Below are 24,929 nucleotides of genomic sequence, written 5' to 3'. Positions count from 1 at the left end.
AATGTATTTTTCGTTGCGTGCAGTGCGCAATATACTAACTACGTTTTCGGCGGACTTCCTTCGAGCAAACGGCAATCGCTTGGTCGATCGCCTTCATCGGCACGGCCTGGTTTTCCTGGGGGTCGATCAGCGGGCTTCCCTTGGCCACCTCTCGCAGGCGCGTCAGCGCCTCGACGCAGGTCCTCGACGTGAACGGCCGATCCGGGTTCGCGGGAGTCAAGGCAAAGCGTTGTCGGGTCGCAAAGTCGGACGCTGTTTTCGAAGAAATACCTCCCGACGCCACATGCATGTCCGGGCGTAGCGCCGAGGTGGGACGGTCCGGAATCGGTGACGGGGCTGCTTCTGCAATCCGCTCCGCATTTAGAGGCCGTTTCGAAACCCTGCCAAGACCAGCCTCCATGGTTCACCCGGGACGCCCAAACCCGCGGAAATCGGGTATCATGTCATTGCGGAGCGACCATCCGAGGGGCCTTTGAACCCGCCGCAGTGAGTTTCGAAACGGACTCTCAGGGACAGGAAGAGAATTAGCAAACCTATTCTTCCAGACGCAGTCCAGCCGAAGCGGCGGTTCGAACAGCGCCGGCCGAAGCTACGGGTGAACATGGGCATAACGCGGTCCGCTTTCAGTAAGGCCAGATTATTGTCTGCAGTTCTGTGGCAACCGTATGACCGGGTCGTCTCGACCGTCAAATTCCACCGCGGCTTGTCTGGTCTGGAAACACCTGCGGCCCCAGGCTCGCTGCGGCCCACGGGGAGAGCTGCGGTCATGGATCGGGCCGCTTGCGAAACGGCTTCGCGCATCAAGTGCGGCAAATCGCGGCTGGCAAGGCTTGCGAGCCGGCGACCGGCCCCATATGCCCGTTCCGTCCTTCAAGCCGGAAACCAGCGCCCATGTCCTTCAAGATCGCCACCTGGAACATCAACTCCGTGCGGCTGCGCATGCCGCTGGTGGAGCGCTTTCTGAAGGAGACCGCGCCGGACGTCTTGTGCCTGCAGGAAACCAAATGCGCGAACGACCAGTTTCCCGAAAAGGCGTTTCGGGCGCTCGGCTACCCGCATATCGCGATCCACGGGCAGAAAGGCTATCACGGCGTCGCGACCGTATCGAGACAGCCTTTCGACGACATCGTCCGGCAGGATTTCTGCGCCATCGGCGACGCGAGGCACCTGTCGACACGGCTGAGGGTCGGGGAGCGCCGCGTCCGGGTGCATAATTTCTACGTCCCCGCCGGCGGCGACGAGCCGGACCCGGCGATCAATCCGAAATTCCGTCACAAGCTCGATTTCATCGAGGAGATGCGGCTGATCGGCGCCGAGGCGGAGCCGGACGTCTCGTCGTTGCTTGTCGGCGATCTCAACATCGCGCCGTTCGAGACCGACGTGTGGTCGCACAAGCAGCTTTTGAAGGTGGTGTCGCACACGCCGGTCGAGTGCGAGGCGCTGCTCAGGGCGCGGGACGACGGCAAATGGGTCGACCTGATGCGCCACCACATCCCGATGGAGGAGACGGTGTTCACCTGGTGGAGCTATCGCGCCAAGGACTGGGCGACGTCAAACCGCGGCCGGCGGCTTGACCATGTCTGGGGGTCGGCCGATCTCGCGCCGGCGTTGTCAGACATCGATGTGCTCAGCGAGGCGAGAGGCTGGGAGCGCCCGTCGGACCATGTCCCGGTGACCGCGACCTTCACCTTGTGACAATCGCTCCGCCATGCAGCGGCGGGCGATCATCTCGCATGGTCAGCGACTTTATCCGGAGAAGCGGTCCTCGAGCGCGAGGATCTGCCGGGTCATCTCGGCGAACTGAATTTTCAGCTGTTCATGCAGGCCGACGGCGTATTCGGGGTATTCCTCCAGCATGCGGCGAAACAGCGACCGGGTTATCCTGAGCAGTTCGCAATCGGTCTCGGCCTTGGCGTTGGCAGGCCGGGTGGTCGCGGTGATCAATGCGAGTTCGCCGAGCAGCGTCCCCGGTCCATACACCCCGACGACTTTCTGTTGGTTCCCCGCTTGCCGAGCGAGCACGACGGTGCCGGAGGCGACGACGAAACCGGCATCCGCTTGCGCATCCTGGCGAAAAACGATTTCCCCTGCGGCGAGGCGCCGGCGTTCGGCGCCGAAGGCGAGGAGACGCAATTGGTCGCTCGCCAAGCCTTCGAACAGCGGCACGTTTCTAAGGATCGCGATGTCGCTTTCAAGGCTCATCTCGTCGAAGTACCGTTTCCCCAACCTGCGTCGCGGCCGTGATAGCCTTGATCCGGCGTCCGATGCACGGATTTTCCCGGCGGTCGGGTTGGCCGTGATCACTCGGCTGTTCCTCCGGCACCGTTAACGGAGCCTTTCAATGAAGGGTAGAGAGGAAGCGAAACGAAACCGCAAGTCTATAGCGCGAGGCGATGCCCCTCGACCCGGCACAAGAAGAAACGAGGGGCATTGCGAGCTCGCTGCATCCGCTCAGGGGACCAGCTTGTAGCCGCCGGACTCCGTGACCAGTATCCGCGCGTTTGACGGATCGGGCTCGATCTTCTGGCGCAGGCGATAGACATGGGTTTCGAGCGTATGGGTGGTGACGCCCGAATTGTAGCCCCAGACCTCCTCCAGGAGGACGTCCCGCGTGATGACCCGGCGGTCGGCGCGATAGAGATAGCGGATGATCGCCGTCTCCTTCTCGGTCAGGCGGATCTTGCCGCCCTTCTCGTCGAGCAGCAGTTTCTGGCTAGGCTTGAAAACGTAAGGACCGACCTGGAAGGTGGCATCCTCGCTCTGTTCGTGCTGGCGCAATTGCGCGCGGATACGGGCGAGCAGCACCGCGAAACGGAAGGGCTTGATGACATAATCGTTGGCGCCGGCTTCGAGCCCGAGAATCGTGTCGGAATCGGTGTCCTGGCCGGTCAGGATGATGATCGGCGCCTTGAAGCCGCCCTTGCGCAGAACCTTGACGGCCTCGCGTCCGTCCATGTCGGGCAGACCGACATCCATGACCACGAGATCGATCAATCCGGCTCTGGCCGTATTGATTCCTTTCGTCGCTGTGGGCTCTTGCAGGACGGCGAACTCCTCATGCAGCGAAAGCTGCTCGGCGAGGGTCTGCCGGAGGTCGTCGTCGTCGTCGACGATGAGGATGCTGCGTGCGGTCATGCGATTCAGCCGTTCGGTTCTTGTCTCAAGGATGGCCGCAAGAAGGAGCGGCGCACATCCGAGCTTGTAACAATTCGTGACGACAAATGGGCCGATTGCAAGGAAAGTCAGGAAAAAAAGGCAAATGGTGGGAAAAAATAGCGTGATCATGGTGCGCCGAGCCCCCGGATCGGGTACGCGCGGCCTTCTCGCGGCCGGCTCCCTGCGCATTCCCTGCGCGCTGGGCCGGACCGGCACGACGATCTTCAAACGCGAGGGCGACGGCGCCACCCCCGTGGCCTCGATGCGGCTGCTGTCGGCCTGGCATCGGCAAGGCCGGATGGCGCGGCCGGCGGCGCGATTGCCGATTCGCGGTGTGCGATCGGGGGTCGATCTGTGGTGCGATGCGCCGATCCATCCCGCCTATAATCGCCATGTTCGCTCGCCGTTTTCCGCAAGCGCCGAAAGCCTCGCCCGGGCCGATCGGCTCTACGATTTCGTCGTGGTGCTCGACTGGAATATCAGCGCCCGCGCCCGCTATCGCGGCAGCGCGATCTTTCTCCACATCGCCAGGGAAGGCTTCCCGCCGACCGAAGGCTGCGTCGCGGTGGCGCCGAAGGACATGCTGCGGCTCGCGCCACTGCTGGGGCCGGGGACGCGATTGGTCGTCACGCGGTGAGCGCGAGACCGGTGACTGTCGACTTCCTCCGAGGCTCGCTTCGCTCGCACCTCAGGACGAGGGGAAGGGCGCGGCGTCGGCGGACGGCGCCTGTTTCGTCAGTCCGCGCGCCACCGCCAGACGGTGGTGCGCTTGACCTCCGCGTCTTCCAACGCGCGGGTGACCGGCACTTCGTAACGGGCGAGCTCTTCGACGCGATCGGCCGGCAGGTAGCGACGGCCCGGATCGCCGACGAGGACGGTTCGGCCGTCGCGGACGAGGCGATCGAACCAGGGCGCCACGGCGGCGGCCATGGCGGCGTCGAAGAAGACGTCTCCTGCGAGCAGGATGTCCGCGTCGAGCGGGTTGCCGATGGGGTCGCTGTCGTCGAATGTGATGTCGACACCGTTGAGCGCGGCGTTGAGCCGAACGGCGGTCCGGCAGAACGGATCGACGTCGATCGCCGTGACGTTGGCCGCGCCGGCCTTGGCGACGGCGATGGCGACGAGGCCGGAACCGGTGGCGAAGTCGACGACCCGGCGCCCGGCGACCCGCTCCGGGTGATCGAGGACGAAGCGGGCGACCGCCTGTCCGCCGGCCCAGGCAAACGCCCAGAAGGGCGGCGGCAGACCGATCGCCTGCAGCTCATCTTCGGTCTTCAGCCAGAGATCATGCGCCTCGTCAGCCAGCCGCAGCCGGATTTCCGGCACATGCGGCGGGCAGAGCACTGCCGTGTTGGCGAGGACGAAAGCTTCGAAATCGCGATCGTCGGGCTTCGGCATTTTGGAGCCCCCGCGGCTGCGGCTCAGCCCGTCATCGCGGTGCCGGGATCGAGCCCGCCCATCTCGCAGATCAGCCGGAACTCCGATGGCTCGACCGGCTGGACGGAGAGCCGCGAATTGTTGACCAGCACCATGTCTTTCAGCTTCGGCTCCGCCTTGATGGTGTCCAGCGCGACGGGCTGCGGTACGTCCGTCAGCGCCTTGATGTCGACGCACTCCCATCGGGCGTCCTCGGTCGTTGAATCCGGATGGGCCTCGGCGACGACCTCGACGATGCCGACGACTTCCTTGCCCTCGTTGGAATGGTAGAAGAAGCCGCGGTCTCCGATCTTCATGTCACGCATGAAGTTGCGCGCCTGGTAATTGCGGACCCCATCCCATTCCTGGCCCTTGGCGCCGGCCTTTTTCTGGTGGTCGAAGGACCATTTGTTGGGCTCGGATTTGAACAGCCAATAACGCATGTCCGCCTCGCCTTAAGCCGCATCCGGGTTCTTGATCGCCCAGTTCCAGGGGCGAACCGCGACATTGTCGAACAGCCCGGCCTTGGCATAGGGGTCGTCGGCGGCGATCAACTGGGCCGCGCCCAGACTGTCCGCCTCGATGACGACGAGGCTGCCGCAGGGCTTGTCATTCCCGTCGAGGAACGGACCGGCGAATTTCAGCGCGTCGCCGAGGCCGTTCAGAAATTCCAGATGCGCCGGGCGGTTGTCGAGGCGCAGCTGCAGCGAATCCGGCTTGTCGTCGCAAAGAAGGGCGTAGAGCATGGAAAATCCTGTGATCGGCGTGGGTTGAGTTGATCCGAGCTGGCGAATGCGGCGAAGGGTAAGGGTCTCGGCGTCTGATTCAATCGAATTCGCGTTTCAACGGCCGCGCGAGCAGCGACTGCACCGCGGCATCGACATCGAGGTCGCCCGACAGGATCGCCGCGACGGTCGCGATGATCGGCGCATCGATGCCAAGGTCGCGCGCCAGACGGGCGGCGATTTCGGCGGTGAAGACGCCTTCGGCGAGCTTTAGCCCGAAGCGGTCGTCGCCCCGGCCGAGGGCCATTCCATAGGCGAAATTGCGCGATTGCGGGCTGGAGCAGGTCAGTACCAGATCGCCGAGGCCGGACAGGCCCATCAGCGTCTCCGGCTGGCCGCCGAGCGCGGCGCCGAGGCGGCGCAACTCGACGAAGCCGCGGGTGATGATCGCGGCCTGCGCCGAGGCGCCGAGGCCTCGGCCGACCACCGCGCCGGCGGCGAGCGCCAGGACATTCTTCAAGGCGCCGCCGGCCTCGACGCCGACGACGTCGCTGGCGGCATAGCAGCGGAAGGTCTCGGTCGACAGAAGCCGCGCGGCGCGGTCGGCGAGCGCAGGCTCGCCGGCGGCGATGGTGACGGCCGTCGGCAGGCCGCGCGCGACATCGGCGGCGAAGCTCGGGCCGGAGAGCACCGCGAGCGGCTGGGCGGGCTGGGCTTGCGAGAAGATTTGCGAGGCGAAGCGGCCGGTGCCGCGCTCGATTCCCTTGGCGCAGAGCACGGCCAGCGCACCGGGCGGAACCAAGCCATCCAGCTCGGCCGTCGCGACGCTCAGCGACTGAGCCGGGACGACGAAGAGCACGATGTCGGCGCCGGCGAGCGCCTCGGCCGGGTCGCTGGTCGCGGCGAGGCTGTCGGGGAGGTCGATTTCCGGCAGATAGCGCGGATTCAGGCGATCGCGGTTGATGCCAGCCACGGTCTCCGCGTCGCGGGCATAAAGCACCGTGTGATGCCCGGCGCGAGCGTAGAGACAGCCGAGCGCCGTGCCCCAGGCGCCGCCGCCGACAATCGCGAAGCGCGTCATGCCTTGGCTCCGCGCCGGCCGAAGCCGACCATCGGCTGCGACTTTTCGTCGAGCGGCCAGCGTGAACGCACCGGGGCGTCGAGCCCGTCAAGGAGCCCGGCCTCGAAGCGCTCCAGCCCGGCATAGGCGATCATCGCGGCGTTGTCGGTGCACAGCGCCAGCGGTGGCGCCACCAGCCGGACGCCCGCCTTGGCGGCTTCGGCCTCCAGCGCGGCGCGGATCGTGCGATTGGCCGCGACGCCGCCGGCCACCGCGAGGACGGGATCGGCAAGCTCTGGAAAGCTTTCGCGAAACCGTGCCAGCGCCCGGCCAATGCGATCGCCGAGACTGTCGGCGGCGGCCGCCTGGAAGCTGGCGCAGAGATCGGCGACGTCCTTGCTCGACAGGGGCGAGGCGGCCTCGGCGGCGAGCCGCACCGCGGTCTTGAGGCCGGAGAAGGAAAAGTCGAGCCGGGCTTCGCCCTTCAGCGGTCGGGGCAAGGCGAATCGCTTCGGGTCGCCGCCTTCGGCCGTCCGCTCGACATTCGGGCCGCCGGGATGGGGAAGCCGCAACAGCTTCGCCGTCTTGTCGAAGGCCTCGCCCAGCGCGTCGTCGATCGTCGTTCCCCACCGCTCGTAATCGCCCAACGCCCGGACCAGGACGATCTGGCTGTGCCCGCCCGAGACCAGCAGCAGGAGGTAAGGGTAGGCGAGGCGGTCGGTCAGCCGCGGGGTGAGAGCGTGACCTTCGAGGTGATTCACCGCGATGAAGGGCAGGCCTCTGGCGGCGGCGATCGCCTTGCCGGTCATTGCGCCGACGATCAGGCCGCCGACCAGGCCGGGGCCGGCGGTGGCGGCGACCGCGGACAGATCGCCGAAGCCTGTGTTCGCATCCGCCATCGCCGCCCGAACGATGCCGTCGAGCGCCTCGACATGGGCACGCGCGGCGATCTCCGGCACGACGCCGCCGAACGCGGCGTGCTCCTCGACCTGGGACAGAACGACGTTCGACAGGATCGCCGGTGCGCCCGACGCGTCGCGGCCGACGATGGACGCGGCGGTCTCGTCGCAGCTCGTCTCGATGCCGAGGATCAGCGTGCCATTCATGGGGCTTCCTTTCGAGCGGTTCTTCTACCGCCTTCGCCGCAAGATGGAAGAGCGCCGCCGCCGGCTCGCCGCTGCCATTGATTTCGGCGGGACCGATCCCCTATGCAAGGGCACGATCATGCCGGCCGACGCCGGGGCGATGCAACGACAGGGGCATCTATGGGGACGAACGACATTATCCGCATCGGGACACGTGGCAGCCAGCTGGCGTTGGCCCAGGCCAGCGAGGTGCGGGCGCGGCTGATGGCCGCCCATGATCTGCCCGAGGACGCTTTCGCGATCGCGGTGATTTCGACCTCCGGCGATCGCATTCTCGATCGGCCGCTGTCGGAGGTCGGCGGCAAGGGCCTGTTCACCAAGGAGATCGAGGCCGCGCTGCTGGAGGATCGGATCGATCTCGCCGCCCATTCGTCCAAGGACATGGCGACAGCGATTCCGGACGGCCTGAGGATATCGGCGTTCCTGCCGCGTGAGGACGTGCGCGACGCCTTCATCGGGCGAAGCGGCCGCACGATCGCCGATCTGCCGCAGGGCGCGACGGTCGGCTCCGCCTCGCTGCGGCGCCAGGCGCTGCTGAAACGGCTGCGGCCGGACCTCAACATCATCAATTTTCGCGGCAACGTCCAAAGCCGCCTGCGCAAGCTCGGGGAAGGCCAGGTCGACGCGACGCTGCTGGCGCTGGCAGGCCTCAACCGCATGGACATGAGCGACGTCGCCACCGACATTCTCGACGTCGCGGCGTTTCCGCCGGCGCCGGGTCAGGGCGCGATCTGCATCGAAAGCCGGATCGGCGATGCAAGGATCGACACGCTGGTCGCGGCGATCGCGCATGCCGAGACGACCGACGCATTGACCGCCGAACGCGCCTTCCTCGCCGAACTCGACGGTTCCTGCCGGACGCCGATCGCCGCGCATGCGACGCGCCATGACGACGGCACGCTGACCCTGCACGGCATGATCCTGACGCCGGATGGCGTCGGGATGCACGAAACCCGGCGCGGCGGCGTCGTTGCGGATGCCGAGGCCATCGGGCGGCTGGCCGGGCGCGACGTCCTTGAGGCGGCTGGACCCGGTTTCTTCGACGGCTGGGCGACGTGAACGGCCGCGAGCGAACGCAAGGTCCGCGATGGCGCGCGTCCTGATCCTGCGCGAGCGCGACGAAGCGAGGCGCACCGCCGAAGCGCTCGAAGCGCGGGGCCACCAGCCGCTGATCCTGCCGCTGGAAGCGGCGCGACCGCTCGACCAAGAGCCGCCGCAGGGAGCGTTCGCCGGCTACGCCGTCACCAGCGCCCGGGCCGTGCCGGCCCTCGCCCGGCATTTTCCCGCCGATCCGCGGCCGGTCTTCGCGGTCGGCGAGCGAACTGGCAAGGCGGCGCGCGGGGCGGGCTTTCCAGACGTGCGGGTTGCCGGCGGGACAGCGCCCGACATCGCACGCCTCGCCGATGCCGCCGGTCTTTCCGTCGAGACCGCGCTGCTTTACGCTGCGGGCAAAACGCGGACCGGCACGCTGGAGGAGGCATTCGACGCGGCGGCGATCCCCTACGCCGTCTGGGAGGTCTATGAGATGATCCGGCTCGCACCGGACGAAGCGGCGGTCGCTTCCGTGCTCGGCGGCGCGGCGCCGGACGCCGTATTCGTGCTTTCGGCGGGGCAGGCGGAAGCATTTTGCGGGCTCGCGGAGCGGCTGCCGACGCTGTTCCAACCGATGCCCGCCGTCCTCGCTCTGTCGCGGCGAATCGCCGAGGCGCTGTCGCCCGTGCTTCGCCGCGATGCGATAATTTCTTCCGATGCCCGGCTTGCTTCGCTTTTCGAATGCATCGACTAACCTAGTTTGATCGTTGGAACGAGACGATGCTTGCACGGCCCGCACGAATGAAGGACGAATACGCCTCGATTGAGTGCGGCGCGCGGAACGGGCGATCCCACGCGCCGAAGCCAGCAGAAATGGAGCAAACGCGATGACCAACCGTCCCCGGCGGTCGAAGCCGAAGCAGACGCGTGGGCAAACGATCGATCTCAAAGCGGAAAAGAGCACTGTGACTGACGGCGACAAGACAACGAATACCGAGGCACAGACCGTGGCGACATCGGGCGGCGGCACCAGTACGCCTGCGACGACGACGGCGCAGCCGACCGTTCCGGCGTCCGCGGAGCGAGCTGGCGCGACATCGCCCGTCGTGTCGAGCGCGGCGGCCTCTGCACCGTCCAAGCCAAGCGACGCGAAGCCGGCGCCCAGTGCGTCGGCCGCGTCCACGCCGTCTACGAAAGAGGACGTCAAGGCCGGGGCTGCGACGGGCGGAGCGCTTGCATCGTCATCCGCCAAGCCGGCCGTAGCCAGCGGCGCGCCGGGATCGGTGCCCGCTACGCCAGCGGGGTCGCCGCCCGTCGTCGGAGGCGGGAAGCCTCCCGTCGCCTCGCCCAGCGCAGCGACCAAGCCGGGCATGGCCACTACGAGCACGAGCGCTTCGAACGCAAAGTCCGGCGACGCCAAGACGACGCCGTCGTCCTTGGCGGCGCCCTCGTCTGCCATCAAGTCCGGGCCTACTGACACGAGCCGGCCTTCGTCGAATCCCGCAAGCACGTCCGCCACGACGGCCACGTCGGCCTCGACCGCGCCCGCGCGGCCGCCGGCGTCGCCCGCGACGGGCACCGGCTCTTCGAGAAGCGCCGCGCCGGCCAGCTCTTCTGGGACCGGCTTCGGCGGCGCTCTGGCAGCCGGCATCATCGGAGCGATCCTGGCTTTGGGTGGCGCGGCGGCGTTGCAGGCGGGCGGCTATCTGCCCGCGCTCGGCGGCGTGCAGGAGACCGGCGAAGTTGCGGCAAGCGCCGAACAGCTCGATGCTTTGAGCGGCGAGGTCGCAGCCTTGCGCGACCAGGTGCAAAGCGCGCCCGCCGCACCGGCTGAAAATGGCGCGGCGGCGGAACAATTGACGGCGCTCGGTCAGCGGATCGAGACGCTCGAAACCTCCGCGTCCACCGCCGGAGCGGAGGCGACCGCGGGACTGCAGCAGGCCGGCGAGACCGCGGTGGCGGCACAACAGACCGCCACGGCTGCGCAAGAGACCGCCGCAGCCGCGCAAGAGACCGCTAACGCGGCGCAACAGGCCGCGACCGCCGCGCAGCAATCGGCGACGCAGGCCAATGAGGCCGCAACGGCGACGCAACAGGCTGCGGAGCAGGCAAGCGCGAAGGTCGATGAGGCCGCCGCCCAGTTCGAGAGCCGGATCGCCGGAATGGAAGCGAACAACCGCCGCGCTGACGGGGCGCTTGCGGCGGCGAATTTGAAATCCGCCATCGACCAAGGCGGGCCGTTCATGAGCCAGCTCGAAACCTATGCCGAGGCCACGGGCGCCGGCGCCGCGACCGAGGATTTGCGGGCGTTCGCGGCCGACGGCGTGCCGTCGAAGCAGGCATTGGCCGCCGAGTGGCCGGCGGTCGAGGACAAGATCGCCGAAAGCCTGCGGCCAGCGCAGCCCGACGCGCCGGTGCAGGAGCAACTGCTGTCGGGGTTGCGCTCCCTCGTCCAGGTGCGACCTGCCGGCCCCGCCCCGGCGGAAGCCAAGGGGCCGGATGCCGTGCTCTCGCGGCTTAACGCGGCCATCGAGAGTGGCGACCTCGCCGGATGGCAATCCGAATGGCAGACGCTGCCCCAGGCGGGACAGGACGTCAGCCAAGACTTCGCGAGCCGCGTGGCGGCGCGGCTAACGGCGGACCGCGTCGTTGCCGAGGCGCTGTCCTCGGCGCTTGCCCCGGCGCCGGCGGGCGGAGCCGATAGCCAGCCACCGGTTGACCAGCCGACCGGCCAAGCCAACCAGGGCTAAGGAATTAACATGCTGCGAATCCTCGCCTTCTTTCTCATCGTTTTGGCCGCCGGCATCGGTTTTTCCTGGCTGGCGGACAATCCCGGCCAAGTGACCTTCGTCTGGCAGGGGCAGAATGTCGAAACTAGCCTGATGATGTTCCTGATCGCGCTCGGTGCGCTGATCGCCGCAATTCTCCTCGTCGTCTGGCTGGTCGGGGCCTTCTTCAAGACGCCGGGTGCTATCGGCAGCTGGTGGAGCACCCGCAAGCGCGATCGCGGCTACCATGCGCTGTCGGCCGGCATCCTGGCCGCCGGTGCTGGCGACGCGATCGAGGCGCGGCGTATGACCAAGCGCAGCGAAAAGCTGCTGGACACACGCAAGGAGCCGCTGATTCGATTCCTCGACGCCCAGACGGCGATGATCGAGGGTGACCACGCGCGGGCGCGGGGCGCCTTCGAGCAGATGGAGCGCGACCCCGAGACGCGCTTGCTCGCGCTGCGCGGCCTGTTCCTGGAGGCCGAGCGCGTCGGTGACGAGGGTGCGGCCCGCCATTATGCCGAGCGAGCGGTGCGGATCGCGCCGCATGTGCCCTGGGCCGGCGGTGCCGTTCTGGAAGCCAAGTCGCTTGCCGGCGAATGGGACGGGGCGCTCGATATTCTCGAGGCGCAGAAGAATACCCGCCTGATCGACCGGGATGAATCCAAGCGGCTGCGCGCGGTGCTTCTGACCGCCAAGGCGATGACCGTCGCCGAAAGCGATCCGTCGGCTGCCAAGGCCGCCGGTATCGAGGCGCAGAAGCTCGCGCCTGAGCTGACCCCAGCCGCCCTGGTGGCGGCGGAAGCGCTATTCCGGCTCGGCGACCTTCGGCGCGGCGCCAAGATCCTCGAATCCAGCTGGACGCACGCCCCCCATCCGGACATCGCCGAGGCTTATGTACGCGCGCGGCCTGGCGACTCCGCCGAGGACCGGCTGAAGCGGGCGCGTAAGCTGCACGGTCTGCGTCCCGGTAATTTCGAGGCGGAGATGTGTCTCGCCCGCGCCGCGCTCGACGCCGGCGACTTCGCGCTGGCGCGCAAGTCGGCGCTCGCGGCCGTCGAGGCGGAGCCGCGCGAAAGCGGTTACCTGCTGCTCGCCGACATCGAGGAAGAAGACACCGGCGAGGTGGGCCGGGTGCGCGAATGGCTGACCAAGGCGATCCGCGCGGAGCGCGATCCGGCGTGGACAGCCGATGGCTACGTGTCGAAGGTCTGGGCGCCGACATCGCCGGTGACCGGGCGGCTCGACGCCTTCCGCTGGAAGGTGCCGGTGGAGCACATGGGTGGCGAAGGCCGGCTCATCGAAGCCGATACGGGCCGCGATGCCCAGACCATCGAGGTGACCGAAATTCCGGCGGCTGAGCCGAAGCGCACCGACAAGGCGGTGGACGCACTGGCCACGTCGATCGAGGCCGGAAAGAGCGGAGACGGCTCAGCTTCCGCGCCCAAACAGCCGAGTGCTGCGGCGACGCCCAGCGGTCCGCAGAAAACCGAAACATCGTCGGGAAGCGGTGCGCCGGATCAATCCAAGCCGGAACCCGCGAAGGTCGCGGATGCCTCCGCCGGCGGCAAGAACAAGCCGGATGGCGACAAGCCTGCGGAACGCGACGCCGCGCCAACCAGCGAGGACCGCAAGGAGGCTCGCTTCGCTTGACCGAGTCGATCCATCAACCGGGCGCGGCGTGAGATGATGTTCGAGGCGTTTCGGGATTTCCTGCAGACGATCGGCAGAGACGAGACGGCGCGAGATGCGGCGGGCGCTGACGATTTACGGGTCGCGACCGCAGCGCTTTTGTTCCACATCATCGGCGCCGACGGCATCGTCACGAAGGAAGAGCGGGAAAAAACGCGGGCGGTGCTGGCGCAGGAGTTCGGGCTCGACCCGGCCGCGGCGGACAGGATCGCCGAGGCCGGTCGCGAGGCGGATGCCGGGGCCGTCGATCTCTATCAGTTCACCTCGGTCCTCAATGCGCGGCTGGAGGCGGAGCACCGGGTTCGTTTCGTCGAGATGCTGTGGGAGGTAACCTACGCCGACGGCGAGGTGCATGAACTCGAGGACAATCTGATCTGGCGCATTTCCGACCTTCTCGGGGTTTCGACGCGGGACCGGATGCTGATGAAGCGGGAGGCGGCGGACAGGAGCGGGCTTTCCGACTGATGGCCTATTACGACAAGCGCGAACAGGATGCTGCCGAAACGGTCCGTCATGCGGCGGCGGAACACCGCTACAGCCTCGACGGCGCGGACGAGCGCCCGATTCTGATCGTCCTGCATCAGGAAAGTTCGACGCCCGGCCGCGTCGGGCAATTGCTTGAGGCGCACGGCGTCACGCTCGACATCCGCCGGCCGGTGATGGGCGATCCGCTGCCGGAGACCCTGGACGGGCATGGCGGCGCCATCGTCTTCGGGGGGCCGCCCAGCGCCAACGATACCGATGCGCATCTCATTCGGGAGATCGATTGGCTCAAGGTGCCATTGGCCGAGGAGCGACCGTTTCTCGGTATCTGCCTCGGCGCGCAGATGCTCGCCAAGCATCTTGGTGCACCGATCGCCAGCCATCCGCATGGTTTTGCCGAGGTCGGCTATTACCCGATCCAGCCGACCACCGAGGGGCGGATGCTGATGCCACACTGGCCGGACATGGTCTATCAATGGCATCGGGAGGGCTTCGACCTGCCGCATGGCGCGAAACGTCTGGCCAAGGGCGACTGGTATCCGAACCAGGCGTTCAGCTATGGCAAGGCCGCCTACGGGGTGCAGTTCCATGCGGAACTGACGCTCGCCATGATGCACCGCTGGACGACGCGCGGGCATGAACGGCTGAAGCTGCCGGGCGCGCAGGGGCGGCGTCAGCACTTCGACGGGCGGGCGATCTACGACGCGCCGATCCGGCGCTGGCTGGAAGAATTCCTCGCCAGGATTTTCGGGGCGCGGGTGGAGGAGTGAGACCGGATCATGCCATCCAGCACGACGCTCACCACCATCGGCTTCGATGCCGACGACACGCTCTGGCACAATGAACGGTTCTTCCAGCTGACCGAGGCTCGGTTTCGCGAGATGCTCGCGGACCATGCGACGGGTGAGGTCGTGTCCAGCCGGCTGCTCGATGCCGAACGCCGCAACCTTGCCCGTTACGGCTTCGGTATCAAAGGCTTTGTCCTGTCGATGATCGAGACCGCTCTTGATGTCACTGGCGACAACGCCTCGCCGGCGATCGTGCGCCAGATCATCGACGCCGGCCGGGAGATGCTGGAGCATCCGGTCGAGACGCTGCCGGAGGCTCAGGAGACGCTGGAAGCGCTCGCCGGGCGCTACCGGCTGGTGCTGATCACCAAGGGCGATCTGTTCGACCAGGAAAGGAAGCTCGCCGCCTCCGGACTCGGCGACTTCTTCGACGCGGTCGAGATCGTCAGCGACAAATCGGCGGCGACCTACGAACGGATTTTCGCGCGCCACGGCGACGGGCCGGCGCGGGCGATGATGGTCGGCAATTCGCTGAAATCGGACGTCCTGCCGGCGCTCGCCGCGGGCAGCTACGGCGTGCACGTGCCGCATGATCTGACCTGGGCGCTGGAACGCGCCGAGGCGCCGGCGGACGACCCGCGCTTTCGCCGCATCGAGCGGCTCGGCGAAGTGGCGGGGCTGATTGGGGCGCTCGGCTGAACCTCTTCGGCGGGCAGAGGTGTCAGTCCCGTCCGGCGAGATGGCGAACCTGGCGGAGTTCCGGAAACATCCAGGCCCAGAGGCCGGTGACGCCCACGGTCGCGGCACCGCCTAGGACCACGGCCGGCACCGCGCCGATCCAGAACGCCATGACCCCGGCGCGGAATTCGCCGAGTTCGTTGGAGGCGCCAAGGAACACCATGTTGACGGCGTTGACCCGGCCGCGCACCGCGTCCGGCGTCCACAGCTGCAGCAAGGTCTCGCGGACATAGACGCTGATCATGTCGGAGGCGCCCATCAGCACGAGCGCGACGATCGCCAGCCAGGGGACGGTGGCGAGGCCGAAGACCACCGTGAAGGCGCCGAACAGGCCGACAAAGGCGAACATGATCGCGCCGGCATTGTCCTTGACGGGATGGGCGGCCAGCCAGACCGCCATGGCGACGGCGCCGATGCCGGGCGCGGCGCGCAATAAGCCAAGGCCCCAGGGGCCGACCTCCAGCACGTCGCGGGCATAGACCGGCATCAGCGCCACCGCGCCGCCCATGAGCACCGCGAAGAGGTCGAGCGAGATGGCACCGAGCACCACTTTTTCCGACCAGATGTAGCGGAATCCGGCGACGACGGTCTCAAAGCTCGCCGGCTCGGAAACGCGCTTGCGGGCGGGCGCGCGGATCGACATCACCAGCGTCGCGGCGCCGAGAAAGAGCGCGAGGCCGGTGGCATAGGCGGCGAGCGGCGAGACGCCGTAGAGGAGGCCGCCGGCGACCGGGCCGACGATCGCCGCGATCTGCCAGGAGGAGGAGTTCCAGGCAATGGCGTTGGCGAGTTCCTGCCGGGTCACGAGATTGACCACGAGTGACTGCGAGGACGGGCCGAAGAAGGCGCGGGCGATACCGAAGCCGACGAGGACGGCGAAGACCGGCAGCGGCGAGGCGAGGCCGTGCCACGTCAGCAGTAGCAGGGCGAGTGCCCCGATCGCCTCGACAAAAATGGCCAGTCCCATGATCAGCCGCCGCGAAAACCGGTCGGCCGCCGCCCCCGTGACGAGAACCAGAAGAAGCGCAGGCAGGAACTGGCAAAGGCCTATAATGCCGAGATCCAGCGGGTTGCGGGTCAGATCGTAGATCTGCCAGCCGACCGACACGATGACGATCTGGATGGCGAAGGTGGAGAAAAAGCGGGCGAGCCAGTAGCGCAGGAAGCGGGGATTGCGGAAGGCGGCGAAGCGGTCGTCGTCCGGAATGGCGCTCCCGTCGGAGGCGGGTTGCGCGCCGGCCTCGGCTTCCACGTCCTGGGTCACGACCGCACCTGCCATGGCTCAGCCCGAACCGTCGGGCGCGTCATACCAGGCTTACGGGGCGTCCTGGACAAGCATGAGACTGGCTGGTGGAGCTGAGCGGGATCGAACCGCTGACCTCGTCATTGCGAACGACGCGCTCTCCCAACTGAGCTACAGCCCCGTCCACCATTGCGTTCGCGATATAGGGTGCGGGGCTCGGCGGTGTCAACGGGCAATCGGCGGCGCCGTCGTGACTTGGCGCCGCCGTCGCCGGCTTGCGATTTCAAGGGGCGATGGCTACATCGGGGCACGTCGTCGCAAAGGTCCGGATATTCATGCTCGCAGTCACCTATGTTCTTTATCAGGCGCTCAACCTGTATTGGTGGATCGTCATCGCATCGGCGATCCTCTCCTGGCTCTACGCCTTCAACATCGTCAATCCGGGCAACCCCTTCGTCGATTCGGTTGGGCGCTTCCTGTGGCAGCTGACCGAGCCGGTCTATCGGCGCATCCGCAAGGTGCTGCCCGATCTCGGCGGCATCGACCTGTCGCCGCTGGTCGTGCTGTTCGGGATCATGTTCCTGCAGTATCTGCTGGTCTATTATGTCAACCCGGCGATTTACAGCGTCGGCGTCTGAGCCGGTCGCGCGACTGTCGGCTGTGGCCGAGCCGGGCCTCTGGCGCGTCGTCGATGACGGCGTGCTCGTGCAGGTCAGGCTGACGCCGAAATCCTCGGTCGACCGAATCGACGGACGGGAAGCGGGTGCGGAAGGGCGTTTGCATCTACGCGCCCGGGTCCGGGCGGTGCCGGAGGACGGCAAGGCGAACAAGGCGTTGACGGCCATGCTGGCGAAACATCTTGGGGTGCCGAAATCGGCCGTTACCGTGGTCGCCGGTCACACATCACGCGCGAAGACATTGCGGATCGAGGGCGATCTGCTGGTGCTGGTCGCCGCGCTTGAGGCACTCTGAAGGATCACCATCCCCATCGTACTGCGGACGCAAAAACGCCGCCCGTCCGTTGTTCACGGCGGCGGCGCTCAAGCGGTATCTCGTCGGATCGCCGGCCCGGAAGGCGTAGCGGTCCGATGCTCGATCAAAGCGTTACAGCGTCCTTTGTGCGTCCGAAAGGACGCACGCCGCATTAGCGGCCGAAGCGAACAGCGCGCGCGATGTCGGCACGGCCTACGCCGATGTCGGACAGGGCGCGGTCGTCCATCATGGACAACTGGCGAATGTCGTTGCGCTGGTTGCGGTAAGCCTGCAGGCGGCTGGTGAGATGGCGAAACATGGTTCTGTCCAGACAGGTCGTTGCGATGACCCAGACATAGTATATTGCGTTGCACAAGAGCAGGGCATTAAATTGCAAATCTCGTGTGCAAACTGCGCATGACAAAGGCACCCGGCTGTTTACCGGATATCAATCGTTCATGAAATGGGCACACTTTGTTCGCGGAAGGTTGCGGCTATGCGAGCGGCGCTCGCGCGCCGCCCGCCCGGTTTCGCTTAGGCCTTGGTCTGCTTCTCGCGTTCGATGGCTTCCGTGATCAGGGTGCGCGCCTTGTCGCTATCGCCCCAATCGCCGATCTTCACCCACTTGCCGGGTTCCAGATCCTTGTAGTGCTCGAAGAAATGCTCGACCTGCTGCAGGGTGATCTCCGGCAGGTCCTTGTATTCCGTGACCATCTCGAAACGGCGGGTGATGTGCGGCGAGGGCACGGCGATGATCTTCTCGTCCTGGCCCTTGTTGTCTTCCATGACCAGAACGCCGATCGGCCGGCAGTTGATGACGCAGCCGGGAAACAGCGGACGGGTGTTGCAGATCAGGACGTCGATCGGATCGCCATCGTCGGACAGCGTGTGCGGCACGAAGCCATAATTCCCCGGATAGGTCATCGGCGTGTAGAGGAACCGGTCGACGACGAGGCAACCGGCCTCCTTGTCCATCTCGTATTTGATCGGATGGCCGCCCAGCGGCACCTCGATGATGACGTTGATATCGTCCGGAGGGGTGTTGCCGATGGCGATCGCATCGATGCGCATGATCTGTCCTCTTCACTGTCTCGGGCCGGCCGGTCGGCGCGTCAGGAGAACCGACGGCGTGAACGCCGGGATTGGCTTGCCAAAGCGCGGGGAAATCTCGATCTGGGGCGCCTTGGGGATTGCCCGATGCTCTAGCCGCTCCCGGAGGGCGGTGCAACAAACCCGTGCAATCGCCTTGATGACCGCCCGTTATCGGGGCCAGACGAAGGCGATCTTGCCGAGGTTGCGGCCCTCGAACACTTCGCTGCCCTCGGCGACATCGGCGCCGCCAAGTCGCGCATAGAAGTCGACGGCCTGGTGATTGTCCGCGAGCGCCCAGACCACCAGACCGGTCAGGCGGCGGTCGGCCAGCAGGCCTCTGGCCGCCTTGAACAGGCGCCCGCCGAAGCCCAGCCCCTGATATTCCGGTCGGATGTAGAGTTCGTAGATCTCGCCCTCGGCCTTGATCGCCTCGGCGCGGTTGTCCCCGAGCGTGGCATAGCCGATCGTTTCGCCGGCGAACTCGACCACCAGGATCGCCGCACCGCTGCGGATCGCCCGTGCCCACCAGGCTTGGTGGCGCCGTCCGATCATCCGGGAGAGACTATGGTGGGGGATCAAGCCGGCATAGGCGCCGCGCCATGCCGCCTCATGCACCGCCGCCAGCGCCGCGGTGTCACGCGGTTCGGCTAAGCGAGTTTCGGCGACAATCGTGTTCATCGGATATTAACCATAAACCGTCTCGACCGATCCGTCTCGTTCGCCGGTTCATATTTCCGCTGATCGTCCGCGAACATCAATCGCGCCGCGGCGTTGCCGACGCGGTCGCCCGGTTTGTCCCCGGCTTTTTGAGTTTGGCGGAGGAGGCGTCCGACCTATCGCAGCGGACGACAGCACTGACTCGAATGACCGATTGGAGAGCGCCTCACTTTCGGTCGAGGACCCCGTGCGCCAGAGCGCGCTGGATACCGGCGATGTCGGCGCGGCGCGATAATTGACGCAACAGCGGCGGCTGTCCGCTCATCCACAGCGTCAGTTCGGAATCGGCGTCGAAATTGCCGGCCGTCTCGATCGCGAACATGGTGATCGAGCGATAGGGGATCGTTTGGATATGCCGTTTGCGGCCGGTCATGCCCTGCTTGTCGACGATGATCAGGCGAAGATCGGTAAACACGAACAGATCGCGGACGACTCGAAACGCCAAATCAACGTCTTCGTCAGCCAGCAGCATCGGGTCGAGGTCGCTCCGCACCTCGTCGATATCGGCGTCGCTGGTCAGTCCCATGATACCGGAAAGAAGACCCATTTCCCCACTCGCTTTTCGTTGTCGTTATCTTGGGTGACTGGATAGCGATCCCGCGCCCGCTGTCCACAACCGTGCGTCGAGGGTGCCGACATCCGCCGATGATGGATAAGAAAAGCTTACGCCGACGACAGAATTTGAAAGTATGTCTATAGGGGAGGGAGGGGTACGATCGAGAAAAACCGGCGAAGACGTGTGCGAACGCACGCGATCCCGGTTTATGGGAGGTCATCTTGAAGCACGGTATCCGACATCTGTTCATCCCCGGCCCGACCAACGTTCCCGAGCGCGTCCGTCGCGCCATGAACGTGCCGATGGAGGATCAGCGCTCCCCGGACTTGCCCGAACTGACCTTGCCGCTGTTCCGCGACCTGAAGAAGGTCTTTCAAAACAAGGACGGCCGCGTCTTCATGTACCCCTCCTCGGGGACGGGCGCCTGGGAGGCGGCTATCCAGAACACGCTCGCGCGCGGCGACAAAGTGCTGATGTCGCGCTTCGGCCAGTTCTCGCATCTGTGGGTGGATATGGCGATCCGCCTCGGCCTCGACGTGACGGCGATCGACGTCCAATGGGGCGCCGGCGTGCCATTGGACGAATACGAGCGCGTCATCGCCGCCGACAAGGCGCACGAGATCAGGGCAGTCTTCGCCACCCAGAACGAAACGGCGACCGGCGTGGCCTCGGACATCGCCGGGCTCCGCAAGCTGCTCGACGCCCATTCGCACCCTGCGCTGATCTTCGTCGACGGCGTCTCGTCGATCGCCTCGATCGATTTTCGCCAGGACCAATGGGGCGTCGATCTGGCCGTCGCCGGCTCGCAGAAGGGCTTCATGCTACCGGCCGGACTGTCGTTCCTGTCGGTATCGGAAAAAGCCATGGCCGCGTATCGGGACAACCGCCCGAAGATGGAGCGGTGCTACTTCTCCTTCGCCGACATGATCGCGACCAACGATCAGGGCTATTTCCCCTATACGCCGCCGACGCAGTTCTTCCACGGGCTAAGGGTCGCGCTCGACATGCTGTTCGAGGAAGGGCTCGACAATGTCTTCGCCCGCCATCACCGGCTGGCCGAAGGCGTCCGGCGCGGTGTCGCCGGCATGGGGCTGAAGCTTCAGGCGGTGGCGCCGCAATGGTATTCGGACACGGTCTCGGCCATTCGCGTGCCGGAGGGCGTCGATGCCAACGCGGTGCTCAAGATCGCCTATGAGCGCTACGAAACCTCATTCGGCAGCGGGCTCGCGCAATTATCGGGCAAGGTGTTCCGCATCGGTCATCTCGGTGATCTCAATGCGGGGATGTGCCTGACCGCGCTGAGCATTGCCGAGATGGCGCTGGTCGACGCCGGCGCACGGATCGAACTGGGATCGGGGGTCGCGGCGGCGCAGGATTATTACCGCGGCGAGGCGTCCGAGGCGGCCGGCTCGCAGGTGGCGGCCGCGTAACCCATTCGATCGCGCGATCTCCCAAATCGTGCCGACGAAAAACGGGTGCCCGCGAAAGCAGGCACCCGTTTTTTCGTCAGCAGAGAGGACGGCTTGGTCTTAAGCGCCTGGCGATCAGGCCGCCTTGCGGCTCTTGTCGAAGCGCTTGCGCTCGTTCGAGTCGAGATAGATCTTGCGCAGCCGGATCGTCTTCGGCGTCACCTCGACCAGCTCGTCGTCCTGAATCCAGGACAGCGCCCGGTCCAGCGTCATGCGGATCGGCGGCGTCAGCTTGATCGCTTCGTCCTTGCCGGAAGCGCGCATGTTGGTCAGCTTCTTGCCCTTGAGAACGTTCACTTCCAGATCGTTCTCACGGGTGTGGATGCCGATAATCATGCCGGCATAGACCTTGACGCCGGCATCGATGACCATCGGGCCGCGATCTTCCAGGTTGAACATGGCGAAGGCGACGCTCTCGCCAGTGTCGTTGGAGATCAGGACGCCGGTGTTGCGGCCGGGAAGCGTGCCCTTGAAGGGCGCGTAGGAATGGAACAGGCGGTTCATGATCGCCGTGCCGCGGGTGTCGGTCAACAGCTCCGACTGATAGCCGATGAGGCCGCGCGTCGGGGCGTGGAACACCAGACGCTGGCGGTCGCCACCGGAGGGGCGCAGCTCGATCATCTCGGCTTTGCGCTCGCTCATCTTCTGGACGACGATGCCGGAATGCTCCTCGTCGACGTCGATGACGACTTCCTCGATTGGCTCCAGGGTTTCGCCGTTCTCGCCCTCTTTCATGACGACGCGCGGACGCGAGATCCCGAGCTCGAAACCCTCGCGGCGCATCGTCTCGATCAGCACGGCGAGCTGCAGCTCGCCGCGACCGGAGACGTAGAAGGAATCCTTGTCGTCCGCCTCGTCGATCTTCAGCGCGACATTGCCTTCGGCCTCCTTCAGGAGACGGTCGCGGATGATGCGGCTCGTCACCTTGTCGCCCTCGGTGCCGGCGAGCGGGGAATCGTTGACGATGAAGGACATCGTCACCGTCGGCGGATCGATCGGTTGCGCGTGCAGCGGCTCGGTGACCGCCGGGTCGCAGAAGGTGTCGGCGACCGTGCCCTTGGACAGGCCGGCGATCGCGACGATGTCGCCCGCCTCGGCAAATTCGAGCGGCACCCGCTCAAGGCCGCGGAAGGCAAGGATTTTCGAGATGCGGCCGGTTTCCAGCAGCTTGCCGTCGCCATGCAGCACCTTGACCGCTTGGTTTGGCTTGATCGAGCCCGACTGGATGCGACCGGTGATCAGCCGGCCGAGGAAGGGGTTCGCCTCCAGGATCGTGCCGATCATCTTGAACGGCTCATCCTTGCTGGCGGTGTCCGGCTCTGGGACATGCTTGAGGATCAAATCGAACAGCGGCTCGAGGCCCTTGTCCTGCGGGCCTTCCGGCTCCTCGGCCATCCAGCCGCCACGGCCCGAGCCGTACAGCACCGGGAAGTCGAGCTGCTCTTCGGTGGCGTCGAGCGCGACGAACAGGTCGAAGATCTCGTTGAGCACTTCCTGATGGCGCTCGTCGGAGCGGTCGATCTTGTTGATTGCCACGATCGGCTTCAATCCGACCTTGAGCGCCTTGCCGAGTACGAATTTCGTCTGTGGCATCGGGCCTTCCGACGCGTCGACCAGGATGACGGCGCCATCGACCATGTTGAGGATACGCTCCACCTCGCCGCCGAAATCGGCGTGGCCCGGCGTATCGACGATGTTGATGCGGGTATCCTTCCACTCGACCGAAGTCGCCTTGGCCAGGATGGTGATGCCGCGCTCCTTCTCCAGATCGTTGGAGTCCATCGCACGGTCTTCCTGGCGCTGGTTCTCGCGGAATGAGCCGGATTGGGCCAGCAGCTTGTCGACGAGAGTCGTCTTGCCATGGTCGACGTGCGCGATAATCGCGATGTTGCGGAGCTTCATGATTGTCACCGGAAACAAGTTAAGGCCGCGGCCGACACCTCAAATGTCCGCCCGGCGCTGATCTGGACGCCCTCCTACAGCATTTTGTGCAATTGCGAAAGATGCCAATGCCGGAAAGGCGACTTGGCCTTTACCGACCGCCACGATTTCCGCCGGCGGTCGACCCTGGCCTCAACCATGGACCAGCCGCGCCGGCGGGGCCGGTTCATCGCGAAGGCCCGCGGCGAGGAGGCCTCCGACATAGCGGTCGAGTAGCGCCGGCTCCATGAAGTGTAGGGCGTCCCGCACGGTGGCGGCGGTGACGTCCGGTCTGATCGCGAGGAAAGCCAGAAGGGCGCGGCGTGCGTCCTCCATCTCGCCGGCCGACGCCAGAAAGGTCGCCAGGTCACGTAGCGGCCAGGTCATCCCGGGCTTTTCAGCCAGCGCCCGTCGTGTCCAGCGGGCCGCTTCCGCCGGCCGGCCAGCGGCAAAATGCGACAGACCCATTCCCACGATCGAATTGAAGCTGAAGGGGTCGCGGGGCGATAGCCGCATCGAGCGCTCGAAACAGGCGAACGCTTCCTCCGCCCGGCCGGCATAAACGCGCGCGAAACCCCGGCGGGTCCACGCCCAGGCATGATTGCCGTCGATGTCGAGCGCCCGGTCGATCAGCGCGTTGGCCCGGTCCAGCGCGCCGTCGGTCAGCATGATCGCGGTGGCGGCGGCGGTCAGCGCCAGCGGGTCGTCGTCGATCTGTCCCGCCGTGGCTTCCAGATGCGCGCGTCCGGCGGCGCGTTCGACGGCAAAATCCTCCGACCAGTTGTAGACGATGTGCTGGGCGTGCGCCCAGGCGCAGATGGCCGCTGCCCGGCCGTTGCCGGGCTCCAGCGTCAGCGCTTCGCCGAGCAGCGCGATGGCACGTGTGTTCTCCTCCCGCCGATGCGCCCACAAATGCGGCAGCGCCCGCATGACGAGGTCGTAGGCGACGAGACTCTCCGGCGCCTTGCGACGGGAGCGCTCGACCTCGGCCTGGCGGATCGTCGGATGCAGCGCCCCGGTGACCAGTTCAGCGATGTTGTCCTGCACCTCGAACACGTCGGCGATCTCCGCCTCGATCCGGTCGCTCCATATCTGCATGGCGGTCTCGCCGTCGACGAGGCGTAGCGAGACGCGCATCCGCTCCCCGGCAAACCGCACGCTGCCTTCAAGGAGGTAGCGGACACCGAGCTCGGTGGCGATGGCCCGCACGTCGAGTGACCGTCCCTGATAGGCGTAGGCCGAGTGCCGGGCAATGACGAGGAATTCCCGGACCCGGGACAGGCTGGCGGTGATTTCCTCGACCATGCCCTCGATGAAGCTGTCGCGCTCGGCATTGCTGCTCAAATTGTCGAAGGGCAGGACCGCGATAGAGGGGTGTGTCGCCGGGTCGGGGACGGCGACCGGGCTGCGGCGGCTGACGCCGATGATCTTCGGGTCCCACACCCAGATCCGATGGTGGCCGGATAGCCCCTTCAGGGTCCGCTCGCCGATGTCGGTGAAATAAAGATCGGTCTTGCCAGTCAGATACTCGAAGACCCCCCGCGAGATCGCCATGCCGCCGGCCGGCGAGAGCGCTTGCACCCGCGCTGCCATGTTGACACCCCCGCCGAACCGGTCGTCGTCGGACACCACCACGTCGCCGATGACGATCCCGGCGCGCACGCGCAGCGGCGCATCATCGGGTTCGTCCGCGGCCATCGCACGCTGGAAGCTGGCGGTCCATTTGACGGCGCTGACGGCGCTCGCGAATTCCGCCAGCAGGCCGTCGCCGGTGGTCTTGAACACCGTGCCGCCAAATTCGCCGATCGTCGGAAGCACGCGCTCGCGATAGGTATGCACGACGGCGCGGAGGGCGGCGGCCTCGTCGGCTTCGACAAGGCCGGAAAAGCCTTCCACATCCATCGATAAAATTGCGGCGAGGCGGCGTATCGGTCGGGCCATCGTCGTCGGTCCCTTT

26 protein-coding genes and 1 tRNA gene are annotated in these 24,929 nt (G+C 66.3%); 12 read left to right on the top strand and 15 right to left on the bottom strand.

The features are described 5' to 3' along the window. Positions 1-891: 891 nt before the first annotated feature. Positions 892-1,695 (top strand): exodeoxyribonuclease III, encoded by an 804-nt coding sequence (locus VQ044_RS04250; protein ID WP_327645445.1) that lies wholly within the window; start codon positions 892-894, stop codon positions 1,693-1,695. 51 nt (positions 1,696-1,746) lie between these two features. Here VQ044_RS04250 and VQ044_RS04245 read toward each other — a convergent pair whose 3' ends face one another. Further along, positions 1,747-2,202: a cyclic nucleotide-binding domain-containing protein gene (locus VQ044_RS04245; RefSeq protein ID WP_327645443.1), complete on the bottom strand. Its 456-nt coding sequence runs from the start codon at positions 2,200-2,202 to the stop codon at positions 1,747-1,749. Positions 2,203-2,451: 249 nt separating this feature from the next. Beyond that, the gene (locus tag VQ044_RS04240; RefSeq protein ID WP_327622791.1) at positions 2,452-3,135 is read right to left on the bottom strand and encodes a response regulator transcription factor; all 684 of its coding nucleotides are present in this window, start codon (positions 3,133-3,135) and stop codon (positions 2,452-2,454) included. Positions 3,136-3,259: 124 nt separating this feature from the next. Here VQ044_RS04240 and VQ044_RS04235 point away from each other — a divergent pair, with 124 nt between their 5' ends. Next, a complete protein-coding gene (locus tag VQ044_RS04235; RefSeq protein ID WP_327645442.1) occupies positions 3,260-3,793 on the top strand; it encodes a L,D-transpeptidase family protein in 534 nt (177 codons plus the stop codon). Between the two features lie 98 nt (positions 3,794-3,891). Here the strand turns inward: VQ044_RS04235 and VQ044_RS04230 are convergent, their stop codons facing one another. The 5 genes from VQ044_RS04230 to tsaD all read right to left on the bottom strand — a co-directional run bounded on the left by VQ044_RS04230 (position 3,892) and on the right by tsaD (position 7,463). Continuing rightward, positions 3,892-4,554, bottom strand: coding sequence for a class I SAM-dependent methyltransferase (locus VQ044_RS04230; protein WP_327645441.1), 663 nt, complete (start codon positions 4,552-4,554; stop codon positions 3,892-3,894). A 23-nt stretch (positions 4,555-4,577) separates the two neighbouring features. After that, positions 4,578-5,015: an EVE domain-containing protein gene (locus VQ044_RS04225; RefSeq protein WP_327645440.1), complete on the bottom strand. Its 438-nt coding sequence runs from the start codon at positions 5,013-5,015 to the stop codon at positions 4,578-4,580. A 12-nt stretch (positions 5,016-5,027) separates the two neighbouring features. Beyond that, the gene (locus VQ044_RS04220; RefSeq protein ID WP_327645439.1) at positions 5,028-5,318 is read right to left on the bottom strand and encodes a YciI-like protein; all 291 of its coding nucleotides are present in this window, start codon (positions 5,316-5,318) and stop codon (positions 5,028-5,030) included. Positions 5,319-5,397: 79 nt separating this feature from the next. Next, on the bottom strand, positions 5,398-6,378 hold the full coding sequence (locus tag VQ044_RS04215; RefSeq protein ID WP_327645438.1) for an NAD(P)H-dependent glycerol-3-phosphate dehydrogenase: 981 nt from the start codon (positions 6,376-6,378) through the stop codon (positions 5,398-5,400). Continuing rightward, positions 6,375-7,463 carry a tRNA (adenosine(37)-N6)-threonylcarbamoyltransferase complex transferase subunit TsaD gene (gene tsaD / locus VQ044_RS04210; protein WP_327645437.1) on the bottom strand — a complete coding sequence of 363 codons (1,089 nt, stop codon included), beginning with the start codon at positions 7,461-7,463 and terminating at the stop codon, positions 6,375-6,377. Before tsaD ends, VQ044_RS04215 begins: the two co-directional genes overlap by 4 nt. A 159-nt stretch (positions 7,464-7,622) precedes the next feature. On the opposite strand from tsaD, the gene hemC reads away from it, so the two are divergent. The 7 genes from hemC to VQ044_RS04175 all read left to right on the top strand — a co-directional run bounded on the left by hemC (position 7,623) and on the right by VQ044_RS04175 (position 14,964). Further along, positions 7,623-8,561 (top strand): hydroxymethylbilane synthase, encoded by a 939-nt coding sequence (hemC, locus tag VQ044_RS04205; RefSeq protein WP_327645435.1) that lies wholly within the window; start codon positions 7,623-7,625, stop codon positions 8,559-8,561. A 28-nt stretch (positions 8,562-8,589) separates the two neighbouring features. After that, the gene (locus tag VQ044_RS04200; RefSeq protein WP_327645433.1) at positions 8,590-9,288 is read left to right on the top strand and encodes a uroporphyrinogen-III synthase; all 699 of its coding nucleotides are present in this window, start codon (positions 8,590-8,592) and stop codon (positions 9,286-9,288) included. Between the two features lie 133 nt (positions 9,289-9,421). Continuing rightward, positions 9,422-11,284 carry a COG4223 family protein gene (locus tag VQ044_RS04195; RefSeq protein ID WP_327645431.1) on the top strand — a complete coding sequence of 621 codons (1,863 nt, stop codon included), beginning with the start codon at positions 9,422-9,424 and terminating at the stop codon, positions 11,282-11,284. A gap of 9 nt (positions 11,285-11,293) precedes the next feature. Continuing rightward, positions 11,294-12,955, top strand: a complete 1,662-nt coding sequence (locus VQ044_RS04190) for a heme biosynthesis protein HemY (RefSeq protein ID WP_327645429.1) — start codon at positions 11,294-11,296, stop codon at positions 12,953-12,955. A gap of 36 nt (positions 12,956-12,991) precedes the next feature. Further along, on the top strand, positions 12,992-13,459 hold the full coding sequence (locus VQ044_RS04185; RefSeq protein WP_327645427.1) for a tellurite resistance TerB family protein: 468 nt from the start codon (positions 12,992-12,994) through the stop codon (positions 13,457-13,459). Continuing rightward, positions 13,459-14,247, top strand: a complete 789-nt coding sequence (locus tag VQ044_RS04180) for a glutamine amidotransferase (RefSeq protein WP_327645426.1) — start codon at positions 13,459-13,461, stop codon at positions 14,245-14,247. Before VQ044_RS04185 ends, VQ044_RS04180 begins: the two co-directional genes overlap by 1 nt. Positions 14,248-14,256: 9 nt before the next feature. Continuing rightward, positions 14,257-14,964 (top strand): HAD family hydrolase, encoded by a 708-nt coding sequence (locus tag VQ044_RS04175; protein WP_327622778.1) that lies wholly within the window; start codon positions 14,257-14,259, stop codon positions 14,962-14,964. A gap of 22 nt (positions 14,965-14,986) precedes the next feature. Here the strand turns inward: VQ044_RS04175 and VQ044_RS04170 are convergent, their stop codons facing one another. Both VQ044_RS04170 and VQ044_RS04165 read right to left on the bottom strand, forming a co-directional pair. Then, on the bottom strand, positions 14,987-16,282 hold the full coding sequence (locus VQ044_RS04170; RefSeq protein WP_327645425.1) for an MFS transporter: 1,296 nt from the start codon (positions 16,280-16,282) through the stop codon (positions 14,987-14,989). Positions 16,283-16,351: 69 nt separating this feature from the next. Next, positions 16,352-16,427, bottom strand: a tRNA-Ala gene (locus VQ044_RS04165). A 154-nt stretch (positions 16,428-16,581) separates the two neighbouring features. On the opposite strand from VQ044_RS04165, the gene VQ044_RS04160 reads away from it, so the two are divergent. Next, positions 16,582-16,884, top strand: coding sequence for a YggT family protein (locus tag VQ044_RS04160; RefSeq protein ID WP_327622776.1), 303 nt, complete (start codon positions 16,582-16,584; stop codon positions 16,882-16,884). Between the two features lie 22 nt (positions 16,885-16,906). Beyond that, entirely contained in the window at positions 16,907-17,218 is a 312-nt protein-coding gene (locus VQ044_RS04155) for a DUF167 family protein (protein ID WP_327645424.1), read from the top strand. Positions 17,219-17,390: 172 nt separating this feature from the next. On the opposite strand, the gene VQ044_RS04150 is transcribed toward VQ044_RS04155, so the two are convergent. The 4 genes from VQ044_RS04150 to VQ044_RS04135 form a co-directional block, all read right to left on the bottom strand. Then, positions 17,391-17,537 carry a DUF1127 domain-containing protein gene (locus VQ044_RS04150; RefSeq protein ID WP_327622775.1) on the bottom strand — a complete coding sequence of 49 codons (147 nt, stop codon included), beginning with the start codon at positions 17,535-17,537 and terminating at the stop codon, positions 17,391-17,393. A gap of 215 nt (positions 17,538-17,752) precedes the next feature. Continuing rightward, positions 17,753-18,289, bottom strand: coding sequence for an inorganic diphosphatase (gene ppa, locus VQ044_RS04145; protein WP_327622774.1), 537 nt, complete (start codon positions 18,287-18,289; stop codon positions 17,753-17,755). A 189-nt stretch (positions 18,290-18,478) separates the two neighbouring features. Further along, a complete protein-coding gene (locus VQ044_RS04140) occupies positions 18,479-18,988 on the bottom strand; it encodes a GNAT family N-acetyltransferase (RefSeq protein ID WP_327622773.1) in 510 nt (169 codons plus the stop codon). 205 nt (positions 18,989-19,193) lie between these two features. Further along, positions 19,194-19,574 carry a PH domain-containing protein gene (locus VQ044_RS04135; protein WP_327622772.1) on the bottom strand — a complete coding sequence of 127 codons (381 nt, stop codon included), beginning with the start codon at positions 19,572-19,574 and terminating at the stop codon, positions 19,194-19,196. 230 nt (positions 19,575-19,804) lie between these two features. Here VQ044_RS04135 and VQ044_RS04130 point away from each other — a divergent pair, with 230 nt between their 5' ends. After that, a complete protein-coding gene (locus VQ044_RS04130) occupies positions 19,805-21,013 on the top strand; it encodes an aminotransferase class V-fold PLP-dependent enzyme (protein WP_327645422.1) in 1,209 nt (402 codons plus the stop codon). 114 nt (positions 21,014-21,127) lie between these two features. On the opposite strand, the gene typA is transcribed toward VQ044_RS04130, so the two are convergent. After that, positions 21,128-22,954, bottom strand: a complete 1,827-nt coding sequence (gene typA, locus VQ044_RS04125) for a translational GTPase TypA (RefSeq protein WP_327645420.1) — start codon at positions 22,952-22,954, stop codon at positions 21,128-21,130. 171 nt (positions 22,955-23,125) lie between these two features. Continuing rightward, positions 23,126-24,913 carry a tetratricopeptide repeat protein gene (locus VQ044_RS04120; RefSeq protein ID WP_327645418.1) on the bottom strand — a complete coding sequence of 596 codons (1,788 nt, stop codon included), beginning with the start codon at positions 24,911-24,913 and terminating at the stop codon, positions 23,126-23,128. Between the last annotated feature and the right edge of the window lie 16 nt (positions 24,914-24,929).

The organism is Aurantimonas sp. C2-5-R2 (assembly GCF_036549495.1).
Taxonomy (GTDB): Bacteria; Pseudomonadota; Alphaproteobacteria; order Rhizobiales; family Rhizobiaceae; genus Aurantimonas; species Aurantimonas coralicida_A.
This window is presented reverse-complemented; position numbering and strand designations above follow the sequence as displayed.